The organism is Rhizobium sp. SVR5-2C, assembly GCF_056755115.1.
In genome coordinates, this window is sequence record NZ_JBNDHT010000025.1 from 1 (window position 1) to 16,976 (window position 16,976).

General features: G+C 59.3%; 20 protein-coding genes. 11 read left to right on the forward strand and 9 right to left on the reverse strand.

All coding sequences use genetic code 11. The features are described 5' to 3' along the window. Together pyc and ACPYOI_RS09720 are read left to right on the forward strand one after the other, a co-directional pair. Positions 1-1,957, forward strand: a 1,957-nt coding sequence (gene pyc / locus ACPYOI_RS09715; protein ID WP_481422831.1) for a pyruvate carboxylase, incomplete at its 5' end; no start/stop codon positions are given. A gap of 72 nt (positions 1,958-2,029) precedes the next feature. Further along, entirely contained in the window at positions 2,030-2,605 is a 576-nt protein-coding gene (locus tag ACPYOI_RS09720; RefSeq protein ID WP_481419731.1) for an NADPH-dependent FMN reductase, read from the forward strand. Positions 2,606-2,652: 47 nt separating this feature from the next. On the opposite strand, the gene ACPYOI_RS09725 is transcribed toward ACPYOI_RS09720, so the two are convergent. The 3 genes from ACPYOI_RS09725 to ACPYOI_RS09735 all read right to left on the reverse strand — a co-directional run bounded on the left by ACPYOI_RS09725 (position 2,653) and on the right by ACPYOI_RS09735 (position 5,076). Next, on the reverse strand, positions 2,653-3,414 hold the full coding sequence (locus tag ACPYOI_RS09725; protein ID WP_481419732.1) for an amino acid ABC transporter ATP-binding protein: 762 nt from the start codon (positions 3,412-3,414) through the stop codon (positions 2,653-2,655). Beyond that, the gene (locus ACPYOI_RS09730) at positions 3,411-4,091 is read right to left on the reverse strand and encodes an amino acid ABC transporter permease (RefSeq protein WP_481419733.1); all 681 of its coding nucleotides are present in this window, start codon (positions 4,089-4,091) and stop codon (positions 3,411-3,413) included. Before ACPYOI_RS09730 ends, ACPYOI_RS09725 begins: the two co-directional genes overlap by 4 nt. Positions 4,092-4,302: 211 nt before the next feature. Beyond that, the gene (locus ACPYOI_RS09735; protein ID WP_481419734.1) at positions 4,303-5,076 is read right to left on the reverse strand and encodes an amino acid ABC transporter substrate-binding protein; all 774 of its coding nucleotides are present in this window, start codon (positions 5,074-5,076) and stop codon (positions 4,303-4,305) included. A 243-nt stretch (positions 5,077-5,319) separates the two neighbouring features. Between ACPYOI_RS09735 and ACPYOI_RS09740 the strand changes: the two genes are divergently transcribed. The 3 genes from ACPYOI_RS09740 to ispG all read left to right on the forward strand — a co-directional run bounded on the left by ACPYOI_RS09740 (position 5,320) and on the right by ispG (position 8,694). Then, positions 5,320-6,102: a DeoR/GlpR family DNA-binding transcription regulator gene (locus ACPYOI_RS09740; protein WP_481419735.1), complete on the forward strand. Its 783-nt coding sequence runs from the start codon at positions 5,320-5,322 to the stop codon at positions 6,100-6,102. A gap of 53 nt (positions 6,103-6,155) precedes the next feature. After that, entirely contained in the window at positions 6,156-7,349 is a 1,194-nt protein-coding gene (locus tag ACPYOI_RS09745; protein WP_481419736.1) for an MFS transporter, read from the forward strand. Between the two features lie 94 nt (positions 7,350-7,443). Then, complete coding sequence (gene ispG / locus ACPYOI_RS09750) at positions 7,444-8,694, forward strand: flavodoxin-dependent (E)-4-hydroxy-3-methylbut-2-enyl-diphosphate synthase (RefSeq protein WP_481419737.1); 1,251 nt, start codon at positions 7,444-7,446, stop codon at positions 8,692-8,694. Between the two features lie 5 nt (positions 8,695-8,699). On the opposite strand, the gene ACPYOI_RS09755 is transcribed toward ispG, so the two are convergent. Both ACPYOI_RS09755 and ACPYOI_RS09760 read right to left on the reverse strand, forming a co-directional pair. Beyond that, on the reverse strand, positions 8,700-9,338 hold the full coding sequence (locus tag ACPYOI_RS09755; protein WP_481419738.1) for a LysE family translocator: 639 nt from the start codon (positions 9,336-9,338) through the stop codon (positions 8,700-8,702). 118 nt (positions 9,339-9,456) lie between these two features. Then, positions 9,457-10,371: a polyprenyl synthetase family protein gene (locus ACPYOI_RS09760; protein WP_481422832.1), complete on the reverse strand. Its 915-nt coding sequence runs from the start codon at positions 10,369-10,371 to the stop codon at positions 9,457-9,459. 133 nt (positions 10,372-10,504) lie between these two features. On the opposite strand from ACPYOI_RS09760, the gene mtgA reads away from it, so the two are divergent. From mtgA to ACPYOI_RS09780, 4 genes are all read left to right on the forward strand, one after another. Beyond that, complete coding sequence (gene mtgA, locus ACPYOI_RS09765) at positions 10,505-11,251, forward strand: monofunctional biosynthetic peptidoglycan transglycosylase (protein ID WP_481419091.1); 747 nt, start codon at positions 10,505-10,507, stop codon at positions 11,249-11,251. Between the two features lie 73 nt (positions 11,252-11,324). Continuing rightward, entirely contained in the window at positions 11,325-11,972 is a 648-nt protein-coding gene (locus ACPYOI_RS09770; protein WP_481422833.1) for a glutathione S-transferase family protein, read from the forward strand. A gap of 156 nt (positions 11,973-12,128) precedes the next feature. Then, complete coding sequence (rpmF, locus tag ACPYOI_RS09775; RefSeq protein WP_003543812.1) at positions 12,129-12,314, forward strand: 50S ribosomal protein L32; 186 nt, start codon at positions 12,129-12,131, stop codon at positions 12,312-12,314. A gap of 145 nt (positions 12,315-12,459) precedes the next feature. Next, on the forward strand, positions 12,460-12,867 hold the full coding sequence (locus tag ACPYOI_RS09780) for a hypothetical protein (protein ID WP_168831777.1): 408 nt from the start codon (positions 12,460-12,462) through the stop codon (positions 12,865-12,867). A gap of 3 nt (positions 12,868-12,870) precedes the next feature. Here ACPYOI_RS09780 and phaR read toward each other — a convergent pair whose 3' ends face one another. After that, the gene (phaR, locus tag ACPYOI_RS09785; protein ID WP_481419089.1) at positions 12,871-13,443 is read right to left on the reverse strand and encodes a polyhydroxyalkanoate synthesis repressor PhaR; all 573 of its coding nucleotides are present in this window, start codon (positions 13,441-13,443) and stop codon (positions 12,871-12,873) included. Between the two features lie 239 nt (positions 13,444-13,682). On the opposite strand from phaR, the gene ACPYOI_RS09790 reads away from it, so the two are divergent. Beyond that, positions 13,683-14,864, forward strand: a complete 1,182-nt coding sequence (locus tag ACPYOI_RS09790) for an acetyl-CoA C-acetyltransferase (RefSeq protein WP_481419088.1) — start codon at positions 13,683-13,685, stop codon at positions 14,862-14,864. A gap of 68 nt (positions 14,865-14,932) precedes the next feature. Beyond that, on the forward strand, positions 14,933-15,658 hold the full coding sequence (gene phbB, locus ACPYOI_RS09795; RefSeq protein WP_481419087.1) for an acetoacetyl-CoA reductase: 726 nt from the start codon (positions 14,933-14,935) through the stop codon (positions 15,656-15,658). A gap of 21 nt (positions 15,659-15,679) precedes the next feature. On the opposite strand, the gene ACPYOI_RS09800 is transcribed toward phbB, so the two are convergent. The 3 genes from ACPYOI_RS09800 to ACPYOI_RS09810 all read right to left on the reverse strand — a co-directional run bounded on the left by ACPYOI_RS09800 (position 15,680) and on the right by ACPYOI_RS09810 (position 16,450). Further along, positions 15,680-15,823, reverse strand: coding sequence for a hypothetical protein (locus tag ACPYOI_RS09800; protein ID WP_481419086.1), 144 nt, complete (start codon positions 15,821-15,823; stop codon positions 15,680-15,682). Positions 15,824-16,001: 178 nt separating this feature from the next. Beyond that, positions 16,002-16,268, reverse strand: coding sequence for a YMGG-like glycine zipper-containing protein (locus ACPYOI_RS09805; protein ID WP_481419085.1), 267 nt, complete (start codon positions 16,266-16,268; stop codon positions 16,002-16,004). Positions 16,269-16,294: 26 nt separating this feature from the next. Continuing rightward, complete coding sequence (locus tag ACPYOI_RS09810; protein ID WP_168831772.1) at positions 16,295-16,450, reverse strand: DUF3309 family protein; 156 nt, start codon at positions 16,448-16,450, stop codon at positions 16,295-16,297. Between the last annotated feature and the right edge of the window lie 526 nt (positions 16,451-16,976).

The following is a 16,976-nucleotide window of genomic DNA, read 5'->3' on the forward strand; positions in this document are numbered from 1 at the left end:
ACCGGTCGTGCCCTACACCAACGGCGGCGGCATTCCAGACGGCACGAAACAGTTGCTGGATAGGCTCGGTCCGAAGAAGTTCGGCGAGTGGATGCGAAACGAGAAGCGCGTGCTGGTGACCGACACGACGATGCGTGACGGACACCAGTCGCTCCTTGCCACGCGTATTCGCACCCATGACATTGCCCGCATCGCCGGCATCTATGCGCATGCGCTGCCCAACCTGTTGTCGCTGGAGTGCTGGGGCGGAGCGACCTTCGACGTCTCCATGCGCTTCCTCACCGAAGACCCGTGGGAGCGACTGGCGCTGATCCGCGAGGGCGCCCCCAATCTGCTTCTGCAGATGCTGCTGCGCGGCGCCAACGGCGTCGGCTACAAGAACTATCCCGACAATGTCGTCAAATATTTCGTCCGTCAGGCGGCCAAGGGCGGTATCGACCTTTTCCGCGTTTTCGATTGCCTGAACTGGGTCGAGAACATGCGCGTGTCGATGGATGCGGTGGCCGAGGAGAACAAGCTCTGCGAAGCGGCGATCTGCTATACCGGCGACATCCTGAATTCCGCGCGTCCGAAGTATGACCTGAAATACTATGCCGATCTCGCCGTTCAGCTCGAGAAAGCCGGCGCTCACATCATCGCGCTGAAGGACATGGCCGGCCTGCTGAAGCCGGCGGCAGCCAAGGTTCTCTTCAAGGCGCTGCGGGAAGCAACCAGCCTGCCGATCCACTTCCATACCCATGATACGTCCGGGATTGCTGCGGCAACCGTGCTTGCGGCGGTCGATGCCGGCGTCGACGCTGTCGATGCCGCCATGGATGCGCTGTCCGGCAACACCTCGCAGCCGTGCCTGGGCTCGATCGTCGAAGCGCTGCGCGGTTCCGAGCGCGATCCGGGGCTCGATCCGGAATGGATCCGCCGGATATCCTTCTACTGGGAAGCGGTGCGTCATCAGTACGCGGCCTTCGAGAGCGATCTCAAGGGACCGGCGTCCGAAGTCTACCTGCATGAAATGCCGGGTGGCCAGTTCACCAACCTCAAGGAGCAGGCCCGCTCGCTCGGCCTCGAGACCCGCTGGCACCGCGTCGCGCAGGCCTATGCCGACGCCAACCAGATGTTCGGCGATATCGTCAAGGTGACGCCGTCGTCCAAGGTGGTCGGCGACATGGCGCTGATGATGGTCTCGCAGGACCTCACCGTTGCCGATGTCGTCAATCCGGAAAAGGAAGTGTCGTTCCCCGAATCGGTCGTTTCGATGCTGAAGGGCGATCTCGGCCAGCCACCGGGCGGATGGCCGGAAGCCCTGCAGAAGAAGGCGCTGAAAGGCGAAACGCCCTATACGGTGCGCCCCGGCTCGCTGCTCGAAGACGCCGATCTCGATGCCGAGCGCAAGGCGATCGAAACCAAGCTGGAGCGTCAAATCAGCGATTTCGAGTTCGCATCCTACCTGATGTATCCGAAGGTCTTCACCGATTTCGCCTCGGCTTCCGAGACCTATGGCCCGGTTTCGGTTTTGCCGACGCCTGCCTATTTCTACGGCCTTGCGGATGGCGAGGAACTCTTTGCCGATATCGAAAAGGGCAAGACGCTGGTCATCGTCAACCAGGCGATGGGTGGCACCGACGACCAGGGCATGGTCACGGTCTTCTTCGAGCTCAACGGCCAGCCACGCCGCATCAAGGTTCCGGACCGCGCGCACGGTGCGTCGGGTGCCGCCGCCCGCCGCAAGGCGGAGACGGGCAATGCGGCCCATGTCGGTGCCCCGATGCCGGGCGTCATTTCCCGCGTCTTCGTCTCGCCGGGCCAGGCCGTCAGCGCGGGCGATGTGCTGGTCTCCATCGAAGCCATGAAGATGGAAACGGCGATCCACGCCGAGAAGGACGGCACGATTGCCGAAGTGCTGGTGAGGGCGGGCGATCAGATCGACGCAAAGGATTTGCTTGTTGCCTATGCGGGCTGACCGGCAGCTGAAGGGTTGAGGGCGGCTTTTGGAGCCGCCCTTTTTTGTTTTGTGAATAGAGAAAGGGTTGAAATGAGTAAGATCAAGATTGCAGTCATCGTTGGAAGCACACGCATTGGCCGCTTCGCCGATCATCCGGCGAAGTGGATTGCCGACATTGCCCGGAAGCGGCCGGAATTTGAGGTCGAGGTGCTCGATCTTCTCGACTATCCCATGCCCTTCTTCGGTGAAGCGCGTGCCTCGGAAGCCGAAAGCGAGACGGCGGAACGCTGGAAGAAAAAGCTGCGCGAATTCGACGGCTTCATCTTCACTGTCGCCGAATACAATCATGGGCCGACCGCCGTTTTGAAGAATGCCATCGATCTGGGCGATTTTATCCAGAAGCCGGTCGGCTTCGTCGGCTACGGCGGTGTCGGCGGCGCTCGCGCCGTAGAGCAGCTTCGTTTGGTATTCGTGGAAATGAGCGCCGCTTCGGTAAAGACGGGCGTGCACATTTCCTTCCCGGAATATCTGAGCGTCGTCAAGGAAGGCAAGAGCCTCGGCGACTACGCGCACCTGAACGAAGCCGCCAAGAACATGCTTGACCAGCTGAGCTGGTGGGGCAATGCGCTGAAGGCGGCACGCGCCGTCGTCACCGCAGCCGCCTGATGGGCTTACGGTGAAGCCGGGATTGTTTCGGACGATCCCGGCTTTTCTCAGATATCGTAGGTATGGGCGGCGTTGATCGTCGAAATGAAGCGTTTGGTGCGCTCGCGTTCGGGCGCGGTGAAGATGGTCTTTGCCGCGCCGGTCTCGACGACGCTTCCCGCTTCCAGGAACACGACGTTGTTGGCGATCTTTGAGGCGAGCCGCAGATCATGCGTCGCCATGGCCATGGTCGTGCCTTCGCGGGCAAGCTGAGCCAATACTTCCACCACTTCCGCCGACAGCTCCGGATCGAGGGCCGAGGTCGGCTCGTCGCAGAGCAGGACGCGCGGTGAGGGCGCCAGCGCGCGGGCAATCGCGACGCGCTGTTGCTGGCCGCCGGAAAGTGTCGCGGGCCAAGCATCTGCCTTATGCGCCATGCCGACCTTGGTCAGCAATTCCATGGCGCGGGCATGTGCCCTGTCCTTCGGCCATTTGAGGACGGTTACGAGACCCTCCATGACATTTTCGATCGCGGTTTGATGCGGAAAGAGCTGGAAATTCTGGAAGACCATGCCCGTCTGGCGGCGGATCTTCTGGATCGCTGGCCAGGCGACGCGCTTTCCGGGCGCGAAGGAGAGCGTCTCCTCACCGAGGCGGATGGCGCCTGCGGTCGGAATCTCCAAGAGATTGATGCAGCGGAGCAGAGTGCTCTTGCCGCCGCCGGATGGGCCGACGAGGGCTGTGACGCTACCTTCCGGGATGCGGATGCTGATGTCCTTCAGGATGATGGCATCACCGAAGCGCTTTTCGATGTGAGAAAGCTCGATCATGCATTTGCCTCCAGCATGCCGCCGTAGCGCGCAAAGCGGCGCTCGAGCCGCACCTGCAGCGCAGATAGAACGGAGCTCAAAGCAAGGTATATCAAAGCAGCCTCGATGTAGAGGATAAGCGGTTCGTAAGTGGTCGCAACGATGCGCTGTGCCGCCTGGAAAAGCTCAGGCACGGTGATCGCGGCCGCCAGCGACGTGTCCTTGACCAGCGAGATGAAGGTATTCGAAAGTGGAGGCACGGCGACGCGGCCGGCCTGCGGCAGGATCGTGCGGCTCATGGCCTGCCGCCAGTTCATGCCGATCGAATAAGCGGCTTCCCATTGACCCTTGGGCACGGAGGAGATGACGGCACGGATGATCTCGGAGCTGTAGGCGCCAATATTCAGCGTGAAGCCGATGAGGGCTGCCGGGAAGGCATCGAGAAGGATGCCAATGCTCGGCAGGCCGTAGAAGATGACGAAAAGCTGTACGAGCAGCGGCGTGCCGCGGATGATCCAGACATAGAAGCGGGCAACGGCCGCAACCGGCGCCGGAGCGAATAGCCGCGCGACGGCGGTGATCAAGCCAAGGATCAGCCCGAACAAAAAGGAAAGCAGCGTCAGTGGGATCGTGAACTTGATGCCGCCCCAAAGAAGCGTAGGCAGCGATTCCACCATCAATTGAAGCCAGTGCGGCACGGGGTATTCCCTCTCGCGGGTTGATGCGTTGACGTGGAATACCCTTCCCCAGCCCCTCCCCACAAGGGGGAGGGGCTTAGAGGATGCGTCGTACGGGCATAAAACAGCTAATCACCCCCATTGGCGCGGTCCTTGATTACGGAACGGCCAATAAAAAGCCCCTCCCCTTGTGGGGAGGGGTTGGGGAGGGGGCCTTTTGTATAGGCCTGACTTACTTCGAAACGTCCTGACCGAAATACTTGTCAGCAATCTTCTTGTAGGTGCCGTCGGCCTTGATTTCCACCAGCGCCTTGTTGATTGCGTCCAGCAGCTCCGGCTCGCCCTTGCGGATGATGATGCCGGAATAATCGGCGTTCTCCTGCTGGGCGGCGATCTTCACGTTTGCGTCCGGCTTGTGCTTCTTGAAGTCCAGGAAGGAGAGGCTGTCATTGATCGTCGCATCGGCACGGCCGGTCAGCACCAGCTGGATCGACTGGTCGAAGCCGTCAGTGCCGACGAGTTCGGCGCCGGACTGCTCGGCAAGCTTGCCGAAATTGCTCGTCAGAGACTGGGCAGACTTCTTGCCCTTCAGGTCCGCGAAGCTCTTGATGCTGTCGTCGTCGGCGCGGGCGATGAGCACGGCCTTGGACGCGATGTAAGGCTCGGAGAAGTCGTACTTCTGCTTGCGGGCATCGGTGATGCCGACCTGATTGATAACGGTGTCGTAGCGCTCGGAGTCGAGGCCAGCGATCAAGCCGTCCCACTTGCCTTCGACGAATTCAGGCTTGACGCCGAGCTTGGCGGCAATTGCTTCGCCGATCTCGACGTCGAAGCCGACCAGCTTGTTGCTTCCGTCATGATAGGTGAAAGGCGCATAGGTGCCTTCCGTGCCAATCTTCAGGACCCCTGCGGACTTGATGGCGTTGAGATTGTCGCCGGCTTGAGCCGAAGCAAAGGCAGCTGCAGAGAGGAGGGCTGCGGCGGCGATGGTCTTGAGCAGTTTCATTTTTTGCGTGTCCATTCTGGAGGAATTCAATGATGGATAGATTGCAGAAAATAGCGCAGCACGAAGCGTAGAAAACTGCAAAGAAATTGGGCAAGTGCGAATATTTTTCTCATTTATTTCGGTTTTTGGCGCGGCTTGTTTCAGGTTGTCAGAAATCGTGTGACGGATGCCTGTTGTCTGCACGATCATATACGTTTATGCACGATTATACGGTTGAATTTGTATCCGGCGGGCTAATCGAGCATGAACACGCATGAAATGCTCCTCAAGGAGCGGCAGAGCATCATATCGGGAAAGCTTCAAGCGAAAGGCCGCGTGCTCGCAGCGGAACTTGCCCTGGAATTCGGGGTTTCGGAAGACACGATCCGCCGGGATCTGCGTGAGATGGCAGCCGCAGGCCTTTGCGAGCGGGTCTATGGCGGCGCGCTGCCGATTTCGCCTGCAGGCGGGAGCCTGACGCAACGCATAGGCATCGCGCTCGATCGCAAGGAAATGCTGGCTGAGGCCGCCGTCTCGCAGATAGCCCCAGGCTCGACAGTATTCTTTGACGCCGGAAGCACGAATCTTGCGATCGCCAATGCATTACCCGCCGACCTGGCGCTGACGGCTGCAACGAACGCTCCGGCAATTGCCGCCGCCTTGATCGACAAGCCCGGCGTCGATGTCATTCTGATTGGCGGTATGGTCGATCGGCAGGTGGGCGGTGCCCTCGGCGCCAAGGCAATGCGGGATATGGAGCAGTTCTCGCCCGACCTTTGCATTCTCGGTGCCTGCGGCGTCGACCTGGAGGCGGGTGTCACGACCTTCGGCTTTGAGGACGCCGAGTTCAAGCGGTTTGCGACGTCGAAGAGCAGGAAGGTTCTGGTTGCTGCGACTTCGGAAAAATTCGGAACAGCGGCTCCACACAGCATTCTGCCGATCGTGCAGTGCGAATGCCTTGTGGTGGAGCACGATGCCGACGAGGCGCTGCTTGCGGCCTTTCGCGAGCGGGGCTGCCGGACAGTGAAAGCGCAGAAGGCGCGTTGATTTACGTTTGCGAGCCGGCTTAACGCCGGTTGCGGAAGGAAGACGGTACTACGATGGATAATCCTCCAAATGTTGTTAACGGCGTAAGGCGCGGCTTCCTGCCGAAAAGCAGGGTTGCTGTTTCGCTGCTGTTCCTGATGAACGGGTTTGTCGTCGGTAGCTGGGCACCGAAGATTCCGGACTTCGCCGAACGGCTGCAACTGACGAAGTTTCAGCTTGGCTTGATGATACTGGTGTTCGGCCTCGGGTCCCTGACGATGATGCCGATTGCCGGCGCACAGATCGCCAAGCATGGATCGCGCGTGATTTCACGGGCAACTGCAATTTGCGTGCTGCCGATCCTTCTCGCGCTGACGGTGGCGTCGAATGTCGTCACCGCGGCAATTGCGCTTTTCCTGTTCGGCGGCTTCATCGGTGCGATGGATGTCGCCATGAACGCCAATGCGGTTGCCGTTGAAAAATCGATGCGCCGGGCGATCATGTCGTCTTGCCATGCCTTTTGGAGCCTCGGAGGCCTGATCGGCTCAGGCCTTGGCGGCTTCGTCATCGCCAAATTCGGCGTCCTCGGCCACGCCGGACTTGCGACTTTGCTCGCGCTGATTTTCCTGGCTGGCGCCTGGGCGATCATCCTTTCCGATCCACCGCATCCGGACGAGAAGAAAGAGAAGACGCGGCTGCCGATCGACCCTCTGCCCTGGCTGCTGGGATTGATGGCTCTCTTTTCGATGGTTCCGGAAGGTGCGGTGCTGGACTGGGGTGCGCTTTACCTCCGTCAGGAGCTGAGTGCTTCCGTGGCTCTTTCCGGCTTCGGTTTTGCCGCCTTTTCATTGACGATGGCCATCATGCGTTTCGCCGGCGATCTGGTGCGAGACCGGCTCGGCGCGGTCAAGACGCTGCGCGTCTGCACCCTCTTTGCCATTGTCGGTATGCTCGCCGCCGCTTTCGCGCCGAGCGCCGAGATCGCGATCATGGGTTTTGCATTCTGCGGGATCGGCATTTCGAACATGGTGCCGATCGCCTTTTCTGCGGCGGGCAATGTTCCCGGCCTGAAAGCAGGAATCGGTCTCTCGGTCGTCACGACGATGGGCTATTCCGGCATGCTGGTCGCACCGTCTGTAATCGGTTTCGTGGCCGAACATGTCGGTTTCGGAGTGGTCTTCATGGCGTTGCCGGTGTTGCTGGTCGTCGTGCTGATCTTCTCAAGGCTTGCACGCTACGCAGACGGCATTTCCGGCAGTGGCCACTAGCACCGCCAAGCAAAAGTGATGCGTTGGGCGTTGACAAGAAAGCGGGTATGATCCACCTGAAAGCACGAATTTGAAGGGTTCAAGAGCTCTATCCATGTCCTCAGCCAGCGATTTTGATCCGAAACCGCGCCGGGCTTCCGTCGCTGTCGACGTCGGTGGCGTCATCGTCGGCGGCGGTGCGCCGGTCGTCGTGCAGTCGATGACGAATACCGATACGGCGGATGTCGATTCCACGGTTGCGCAGGTGGCAGCCCTCTTCAAGGCCGGGTCCGAACTCGTGCGCATCACCGTCGATCGCGATGAAAGCGCTGCTGCCGTTCCGAAGATTCGCGAGCGGCTGTTGCGCCTCGGCCTGGATGTGCCGCTTGTCGGCGATTTCCACTATATCGGCCACAAGCTGCTTGCCGATCACCCGGCCTGCGCCGAAGCGCTTGCGAAATACCGGATCAATCCCGGCAATGTCGGCTTCAAGGACAAGAAGGACAAGCAGTTCGCCGAAATTATCGAGATGGCGATCCGCTACGACAAGCCGGTGCGCATCGGCGTCAATTGGGGTTCGCTCGACCAAGACCTCCTGACGGCGCTGATGGATCAGAACGCCGAGGCAGGCTCGCCGCTTTCGGCCCGTCAGGTCACCCGCGAGGCAATCGTGCAATCGGCGCTGATCTCGGCCAATCTTGCAGAAGAGATCGGCCTGCCGCGCAACCGCATCATCCTGTCGGCCAAGGTCAGCCAGGTTCAGGATCTGATCGCCGTCTATTCGATGCTGTCGGAGCGCTCCGATCACGCTCTTCATCTCGGGCTCACCGAAGCGGGCATGGGTACCAAGGGCATCGTCGCCTCGTCGGCAGCAATGGGCTACGTGCTCCAGCACGGCATCGGCGATACGATCCGCGTGTCGCTGACCCCGGAGCCGAATGGCGACCGCACGCGCGAAGTGCAGGTGGCGCAGGAACTGCTGCAAGTCATGGGTTTCCGGCAGTTCGTGCCGGTTGTTGCCGCCTGCCCGGGTTGCGGCCGTACCACTTCGACGGTTTTCCAGGAGCTGGCGCAGAACATCCAGAACGACATCCGCAAGAACATGCCGGTCTGGCGCGAGAAATATCCGGGCGTCGAAGCGCTGAACGTCGCGGTCATGGGCTGCATCGTCAACGGCCCGGGAGAAAGCAAGCATGCCGATATCGGCATTTCACTGCCCGGCACCGGCGAAACGCCGGCCGCACCGGTTTTCATCGACGGCAAGAAGGCGCTGACGCTGCGCGGCCCGAAGATTGCTTCGGACTTCGAGGCGCTGGTCGTCGACTACATAGAAAAGCGTTTCGGCCAGAAGACCGCTGCTGAATAAGCCAATTAGATCCGACTGGTGAGTAGCTTCAATCCTGCAAAGCAGTAGAAGGCAGACATCGCGCCTTCGATCCAGCGGCGTAGCCCGCGATAGACCTTCAGCGCATGCGGCGTCGAAAACAGCGCCGCATATCCCATGAAGATCGTAAAGCCGGTAATCATGCAGACGGCGATGATGAGCACGGCAACCGAAGCCGGAGCGCCTTGCGGCATGCCGAGCGCGATGATCGCAAGCCAGGCGAAGATTGCCTTGGGATTGGTGACGTGGATGCCGTAACCACGCAACAACAGGGCTTTGGTCGAGAGCTTCCTTTCTTCCGCCGCCCGTGGAATATCCTCGCCGGCGCGCATCGCCTTAAAGGCCTTGTAGGCGAGGTAAAGCAGATAGAGCCCGCCGAAGACCTTCAGGATTTCCAGAGCGATGGCATAGGTCTGCAGAATGGTCGCAAGCCCGAGGGCGGCAGCGCAGGCCCAGGTGAAGGAGCCGCCGAAAATCCCAAGCGCGATCGTCATGCCCGCTTTGCGGCCCTGCGTCATCGAGGTGGACACGATCGCCATGATCGCCGGGCCGGGGCTGATGACGGCGATGATATAAGCGATGTAGGCAGGGAGAATTTGCGGCAGATAGGACAGGGTTTCGCGCATCTTGCGTCTCTTGTTCGGCCGGGTGGCTGTGTGCTCCGTTTTCTAGGCCGAGCTCCCGGCGACAGACAAGAGACCGCGTCTCGCATGTCGGTGAAAATATTGTCCCGGTGACGCTTTTTCAGCTCTTGCGTCCGGCAATGAAGCGGGCTGCTTCGGCCAGGATGGCGCTGCGCTCGGCGTAAGGAGACAGCAGTGCTTCGGCCTCGCGCACATGCTCAGCAAGCCTGGCTTCGGCCCAATCGATGCCATGGAGGCCAACCAGCGTGCCCTTGCCACGTCTGGCATCCTTGCCCGTCGCCTTGCCCATTGTGGCGGCATCCGAGGTGAGATCGAGAAGATCGTCTGCGAGCTGGAAGGCGAGCCCGATCTTCTCGCCGAAGGCGCGCAGACGCTTGCGGTCATCGCTCGGCGCGCCCGCGACGATCGCACCTGCCTCACAGGCAAAGCGGATCAAGGCTCCGGTCTTCATCGCCTGCAATGTAACGATACCCGGCTCGCCGGGCGCGTTCTTCTCCGCGGCGAGATCCAGTGCCTGGCCGCCGGCCATCCCACCCAAACCCGCGGCGCGCGCGAGCACAAGGGTCAGAGCCACCTTGCTCTGATCGGGAAGTTTCGTTTCGTCAGCGGCGATGATGTCGAAGGCATAGGTCAAAAGACTGTCGCCTGCGAGGATTGCGGTGGCTTCATCGAAGGCGATGTGAACCGTCGGTTTGCCGCGGCGCAGGTCGTCGTCGTCCATGGCGGGCAGATCGTCATGGACGAGGGAGTAGCAGTGAACGCATTCGAGCGCCGCACCCACTCTCAAGGCTGCTCGCTTGTCTCCGCCGAGGAGAAGTGCGCTCTCCACGACGAGGAACGGACGCAGCCGTTTGCCGCCGTTCAGCACCGCATAATGCATCGCCGCCCTCAGATTTTCGGGGCGGGCGATTTCGTCGCCGAGCATGCGTTCGGAAAGCAGCCTGTCCAGCACCGCCTCGATTTCCCGGGCGTTGGTTTTCAAGCGTGTTTCGAAGGCTTCGGGGCTCGCGTCCATGCGCGCTCTTTGGCACGAGCAGCAGCGCGGTTGCAATGGAATTGTAGATGACTGAGGCAAGTTTTCGGTTGCGCTCTGGCCTTCAAGCCCGGCAAACGGTATGAGAACGCAGGGAACAGGTCGGGCTCGCAGATTGGATATTACGCCGGAAAGAGAGGACAGCATTGCGATGCCGGCTCATCGCCGTTTGTTCGCTTGGCTTCAGAGCCGATCGATCATGATGCGCATCGTCCTTGCGATAGCCGGACTTCTGATCCTGCCTTACGTCCTGATCTTCGTTTATCTTGTCCCTTTCATTCACCCCGTCTCGACCCTGATGCTGCGTGATCTCTTGCTTTTGCGGGGTTACGACCGGCAATGGGTCTCTATCGATGACATCTCGCCGGTTCTCGTCCAGTCGGTGATGATGTCCGAGGATGGGCAATACTGCTTCCACGACGGTGTGGACTGGGGGGAAATGCGTATGCTGGTCGAAGATACGCTCAATGGCGAAAGCACTCGCGGCGGCAGCACAATTCCCATGCAGACGGCCAAGAACCTGTTTTTGTGGAACAGCCGCTCCTTTGTGCGCAAGGCGCTCGAACTGCCGTTGGCGGTGGCTTCGGATCTCGTCTGGACGAAGCGCCGGCTGATGGAGATCTATCTCAACATCGCCGAGTGGGGACCGGGCATTTACGGCATCGAGGCGGCGGCGCGTTATCACTTCAAGGTACCCGCTTCCAAGCTGTCGCGGCGCCAGGCTGCCCTTCTGGCCGTTTCCCTTCCGAACCCGATCGATCGCAAGGCCGGTAAACCCGGCCGTGGCCTTCGGAGGCTTGCAGCCGTCATCGAGCGCCGGGCCCAAGGGTCCGGCGATTACATCAGATGCATTTATGACTAGGGCATGAATTATTCATTGGTCGCCGCCGCAGGGCGCCGGTAAGTTCGCTTCGAAATCAAAGCGCGGATGGCCCATGGACAAGCTTACTCTCTATATTGGCAACAAAAATTATTCCTCATGGTCGCTCCGGCCATGGATTGCGATGGAAGCGGCCGGAATTCCCTTCGAGGAAATTCTGATCCCCTTTGATTTTCCCGCAGGCAATCCGCGCTTCAGGGAAATCTCGCCGACGGGCAGGGTCCCGGTTCTGCGTCACGGCAATCTGCAGGTCTGGGAATCTCTTTCCATCATCGAGTATGTGTCCGAGCTCTATCCGGAAGCGGGGCTCTGGCCCAGGGATCGCGCACAGCGCGCGGTGGCGCGCTCGGTCTCCATGGAGATGCTCTCGGGCTTCCGGGCGCTCAGAGGTGCTTGCCCGATGAATATCCGGCGCGCGAGGGCCAAGATTGCGCTTCCCGATGGCGTGATGGACGACGTTGCGCGCATCGAAACGGTCTGGCGGGAAATGCGCGCCGCCTCCGGCGGTCCCTTCCTTTTCGGTGCCTTCTCGGCCGCCGATGCGATGTTTGCCCCGGTCGTCAACCGCTTCGATGTCTATGTTCTCGTGACCGCCGGCGATACGCTGAGTTACATGGCGGCCGTGAAGGCGCATCCCGCCTGGTTGAAGTGGGAAGCTGCCGCCCGGGCCGAGCCCTGGATCGTCCCTGAAGACGAAGCCTGAACCGTCATTCGCCAGAATCGCAAAAAATGCGTTTGGGGACTGGTCAACCAACTTCAAGGCATGTATAAGCGCGCGAAATTTCCGAAATCGCGATACGTCCGTTTCGGCCGCCAGCTTGGCCGGGAATGTGTTGCCTGTGAATTGGAGTATGTAAAAATGGCTGTACCGAAGAGAAAAACGAGCCCGTCCAAGCGCGGTATGCGCCGTTCTGCAGACGCACTCAAGGCTCCGACTTATGTTGAAGACAAGAACTCCGGCGAACTGCGCCGTCCGCATCATATCGATCTGAAGACCGGTATGTATCGCGGCCGTCAGGTTCTGACGCCGAAGGAAAGCGCATAAGCTTTCAGGTTCTGGTCCGCGAGGATTTAAAAGGCCGGCTTCAACGCCGGCCTTTTGCTTTTGAGCATTTATCTATTACGACGACTTGAAGTTGCGTCGAGATCTGCTGCAGTATTCCCCTCGTCAAAGAGGGGGAAATGACAAGATGATCGCTGCAGTGCCGTTGATGGTAATTCCGTTTATTCTTTACAATATGGCGATGCTCGGCTTGATGGGCAGCGGTGGTATTCCCGCGCTTCAACAGGACGTCATCGTTCTTTCGATGATTTCCGGTGCGATCTGGAGCATGTCGCTTGGCGATCTCTTCATCGTCGTGGCTCTGGTGGTTCTGTTTTTCGAGCTCTTGCGGGCTACCCGCCACGGATCCGGCAGCCTAGTCAACCATATGTTGTCGATGCTGGTATTCATCGCCTTCCTGGTCGAGTTCCTGCTCGTGCAGGACGCGGCAACGCAGGTATTCTTCATCCTGATGACGGTTGCGCTGATAGACGTGATCGGCGGATTTGCCGTTTCGATCCGCAGCGCCGGGCGCGATGTGTCGATCGGGCTCTGAGCCTTAAAGACTATCGAGTTTGTTCTGCAGCGCCCGCAGCTGTTCCTTCAGCTCGTCGATGTCCTTCGACTCTGTCTTTTTCGTCTCCTTTGCAGGGGGCGTCATAAACGGAGAGAACATTTGCATGGCCTGCTGGAACATCTCGGTGTTGCGGCGGACCTGCTCTTCGACCATCTGCATCGGCAGCTGCAGGTTCTTGCCGAGCGGCGTTTCGCCAAAGGCACGGGTCACTTGCTCGCGCATCTGAGACTGCTGTTCGGTGAAGGCGCGCATGGAATGTTCCAGGAAGGTCGGAACCACCATTTGCATTTGATCGCCATAATAGGTGATGAGCTGACGCAGGAAGGAAATAGGCAGCAAGGTGTTCCCTGTCTTCGATTCCTGCTCGAAGATGATCTGGGTCAAGACCGAATGCGTGATGTCGTCACCGGTCTTTGCATCCTGTACCGTAAAGTCCTCCCCCTTTTTTACCATCTCCGCCAAATCTTCCAGCGTCACGTAGGTGCTGGTGCCCGTGTTGTAGAGGCGGCGGTTGGCGTATTTCTTGATAATTATCTGACCCTCGTTCTTGGCCATATCAGTCTCCTGATCCCCGTCTGATTGTTATGGATACTCCTCCGCTACAGACTGTAGACGCAAAAGAAGCCCGGTGACAATCTCTTTGTGCGATGCGGCAACTCCTTTGCCTAAAGGCATAAAATTGCATTTTCGTAAGCGCTCACGAAAATTGCGTTGTCATCGTGTTGCCGTTTGACTCGGCGCCAAAGCTTTGCCAGTTTCAACTTATAAATGATGAAGGAAACGAGGAGGCCCCCATGAGCAATTCATCGATCGTCATCGCCAGCGCAGCCCGCACAGCGGTCGGCTCTTTCAATGGTGCATTCGCCACTGTCCCGGCGCACGAGCTTGGAGCAACTGCCATCAAGGGCGCGCTCGAGCGTGCGGGCGTTGATGCGGCGGAAGTCGACGAGGTCATCCTCGGCCAGGTGCTTCAAGCAGGAGAAGGGCAAAATCCGGCTCGCCAGGCGGCCATGAAAGCAGGGGTTTCCAAGGAGGCGACGGCCTGGGGCGTGAACCAGCTTTGCGGCTCGGGGCTGCGCGCCGTGGCGCTCGGCATGCAGCAGATCGCCATGGGGGATGCAAAGATCATCGTCGCCGGTGGCCAGGAGTCCATGTCGATGGCACCCCATGCCGCGCACCTGCGCGGTGGCACCAAGATGGGCGACATGAAAATGGTCGACACCATGATCAAGGACGGCCTGATGGATGCTTTCTATGGCTACCACATGGGCATCACGGCCGAAAACGTCGCTCGTCAGTGGCAGCTCTCCCGTGCCGATCAGGATGAGTTCGCGGTCTCCTCGCAGAATAAAGCCGAAGCTGCCCAGAAGGCGGGCCGCTTCAAGGACGAGATCGTTCCTTTCATCATACAGACGCGCAAGGGTGATGTGACGGTCGATGCCGACGAATATATCCGTCACGGAGCAACGCTCGATACCATGGGGAAGCTTCGGCCGGCCTTCGATAAGGACGGCACGGTAACAGCAGGGAACGCCTCAGGGATCAATGACGGTGCGGCAGCTGCCGTGCTGATGACGGAAGCAGAAGCCGGCAGGCGCGGGGTTCAGCCGCTTGCACGCATCGTCTCCTGGGCAACGGCCGGCGTCGATCCCCAGGTCATGGGCACCGGCCCGATCCCTGCGTCGCGCAAGGCGCTTGAGAAGGCAGGCTGGTCTGTCGGAGACCTCGATCTGGTCGAGGCAAATGAGGCCTTTGCGGCTCAAGCCTGCGCAGTGAACAAGGATCTTGGCTGGGATCCCGCAGTCGTCAACGTCAATGGAGGAGCAATTGCGATCGGCCATCCGATCGGTGCATCCGGGGCGCGCGTCCTCAACACCTTGCTCTTCGAAATGAAACGGCGTGGCGCAAAGAAGGGGCTTGCCACTCTTTGCATCGGCGGCGGCATGGGCGTCGCCATGTGCTTCGAGGCGCTCTGAATAGACCTTGGAACCAACGATTCACCAGCGCCTGAGCAAAGGCGGAACTAAAACGAGGGGAGCGAAATATGAGCAGAGTGGCTCTGGTCACCGGCGGCACCCGTGGAATCGGCGCCGCCATTTCGATGGCGCTCAGGAACGCGGGATACAGGGTCGCTGCCAACTATGCCGGCAATGACGAAAAGGCGAGGGCCTTCCATGAGGTGACCGGCATTCCGGTCTTCAAGTGGGATGTTTCGGATTACGACGCTTGCGGTAAGGGCATCGACAAAGTAGCGGACGAACTCGGTCCGGTCGAAGTGCTGGTCAACAATGCCGGCATCACCCGCGACGCAATGTTCCACAAGATGACGCCGCAGCAGTGGCACGACGTCATCAATACGAACCTCACGGGCCTGTTCAACATGACGCACCAGGTCTGGGGCGGAATGCGCGACCGCAGCTTCGGACGGATCGTCAACATCTCGTCCATCAACGGCCAGAAGGGCCAGATGGGACAGGTGAACTACTCAGCCGCCAAGGCAGGCGATCTCGGCTTTACGAAGGCCCTTGCGCAGGAAGGGGCGGCGAAGAACATTACAGTCAACGCCGTCTGCCCGGGATATATCGGTACGGAAATGGTTCTTGCCGTTCCCGAGAAGGTACTCAACGAAAAGATCATTCCTCAGATCCCTGTCGGCCGCCTTGGCGACCCGGAAGAAATCGCCCGCTGCGTTACCTTCCTCGTGTCGGACGATGCCGGCTTCATCACCGGATCGACGATTACGGCGAATGGCGGCCAGTTCTTCGTCTAAGTCTGCGCGATGAAGCTTGCGTCACCTACGGTGGCGCTCGTTCCTTGCCTTGACCGGAACTCTCTGCGCCGCCCGATCGTCGCCGCGCAGGGCGGCGGCGGTTGTCGTGAGAAATGCAGCCGCGACAAGTATGGCGAGAGCGGAATTCAAAATGATCTGAGCCATGAGACCCCGTTCCTTTCTTACACAGGCTTACTGCCGTGATCTTCAGAAAGAATATGCGCCTTACGCCCGAAGCGCGGTAGATTTGCCTTTCATGACCGATCGTCAACATATTGTTGACGGCGAGCATAAACAAAAACGGGCGCCGAAGCGCCCGTCTGAACCCTTCTAATGGCAGTTCTCAGTAACGGCGTGGGCAACGTGCTTCGTAGCGGCGGCCATACCGGTCGCGATAGACGCAGTAGCCGCGGTGTTCCACGGACTGGCCGATCAGCGCCCCAGCAAGACCACCGGCAACAGCGCCGACTGCAGCGCCGCCCCAGCTGTTGCTCACAGCGCCACCAATGATCGCCCCAGTGCCGGCGCCGATTGCCGTTCCTTGTTCAGTCGGGGTGCAGGCCGCAAGTGCGCCTACCATAGCGGCTACAATGGCAATTTTCTTCATCATGTCTTTTCTCCGTAGGTTACAAGCCGCTAAATTCGGCCCATTAAAACAAGGATAAGAACGATAATGAGAACTAGCCCCAAACCGCCGGAAGGTCCATAGCCCCAGCCACGGCTATAACCCCAATTCGGCAGGGCACCAAGCAGGAGCAGAATAAGAATAATAAGAAGTATTGTTCCGAGCATGTTTTGAATTCCTCCAATTCGCCGTGACGAATGGACAATAAACACGCATCTGTCTTTTTTGTTCCCGGTTGGGATGAGACGCCGGTGATTTTTCTGCCTATCGGTGCATTGCGCAGGCGCGCCGTTCAAATCTTAACAAAGCCGCTCAAACAGCGGCGCATGGTCAGCTTTCCATTCGAGCTTTATGGTTAAAATTATATTCAAATACAACATGTTGCGGTGAACAAATCCGGAAACTCCGGGTGTCGGTGATTCGTAGGCGATTCGTTCTGCATTTGATCAATGGTTAATGCGGGTGCGGTACGACGGAGTGCCTATCGGTGCGAATCCGGCTTCCGAAACTAGGACGCGGCGTGTGGCCTGATTCAGCATCTAGTAGGAAAAACCGATTCAAAACCAATACTTAGCCGTGAACAAAAGCTGAATCACGGAGAGTCACCGATTCGTCGCTGATTCGTTCTCAGGCTGTTCCGAATCTGAAAACAGCGACTTAGCGCCATTTTTTGAATCGAGTTTGCAGCTCGCC

Bases quoted from the DNA above. Each gene is read 5' to 3' on its own strand.
- ACPYOI_RS09720 (WP_481419731.1), top strand. From the start codon at position 2,030: ATGAGTAAGATCAAGATTGCAGTCATCGTTGGAAGCACACGCATTGGC.
- ACPYOI_RS09725 (WP_481419732.1), bottom strand. From the start codon at position 3,414: ATGATCGAGCTTTCTCACATCGAAAAGCGCTTCGGTGATGCCATCATC.
- ACPYOI_RS09735 (WP_481419734.1), bottom strand. From the start codon at position 5,076: ATGAAACTGCTCAAGACCATCGCCGCCGCAGCCCTCCTCTCTGCAGCT.
- ACPYOI_RS09740 (WP_481419735.1), top strand. From the start codon at position 5,320: ATGAACACGCATGAAATGCTCCTCAAGGAGCGGCAGAGCATCATATCG.
- ACPYOI_RS09745 (WP_481419736.1), top strand. From the start codon at position 6,156: ATGGATAATCCTCCAAATGTTGTTAACGGCGTAAGGCGCGGCTTCCTG.
- ispG (WP_481419737.1), top strand. From the start codon at position 7,444: ATGTCCTCAGCCAGCGATTTTGATCCGAAACCGCGCCGGGCTTCCGTC.
- ACPYOI_RS09755 (WP_481419738.1), bottom strand. From the start codon at position 9,338: ATGCGCGAAACCCTGTCCTATCTGCCGCAAATTCTCCCTGCCTACATC.
- ACPYOI_RS09760 (WP_481422832.1), bottom strand. From the start codon at position 10,371: ATGGACGCGAGCCCCGAAGCCTTCGAAACACGCTTGAAAACCAACGCC.
- ACPYOI_RS09770 (WP_481422833.1), top strand. From the start codon at position 11,325: ATGGACAAGCTTACTCTCTATATTGGCAACAAAAATTATTCCTCATGG.
- rpmF (WP_003543812.1), top strand. From the start codon at position 12,129: ATGGCTGTACCGAAGAGAAAAACGAGCCCGTCCAAGCGCGGTATGCGC.
- ACPYOI_RS09780 (WP_168831777.1), top strand. From the start codon at position 12,460: ATGATCGCTGCAGTGCCGTTGATGGTAATTCCGTTTATTCTTTACAAT.
- phaR (WP_481419089.1), bottom strand. From the start codon at position 13,443: ATGGCCAAGAACGAGGGTCAGATAATTATCAAGAAATACGCCAACCGC.
- ACPYOI_RS09790 (WP_481419088.1), top strand. From the start codon at position 13,683: ATGAGCAATTCATCGATCGTCATCGCCAGCGCAGCCCGCACAGCGGTC.
- phbB (WP_481419087.1), top strand. From the start codon at position 14,933: ATGAGCAGAGTGGCTCTGGTCACCGGCGGCACCCGTGGAATCGGCGCC.
- ACPYOI_RS09800 (WP_481419086.1), bottom strand. From the start codon at position 15,823: ATGGCTCAGATCATTTTGAATTCCGCTCTCGCCATACTTGTCGCGGCT.
- ACPYOI_RS09805 (WP_481419085.1), bottom strand. From the start codon at position 16,268: ATGATGAAGAAAATTGCCATTGTAGCCGCTATGGTAGGCGCACTTGCG.
- ACPYOI_RS09810 (WP_168831772.1), bottom strand. From the start codon at position 16,450: ATGCTCGGAACAATACTTCTTATTATTCTTATTCTGCTCCTGCTTGGT.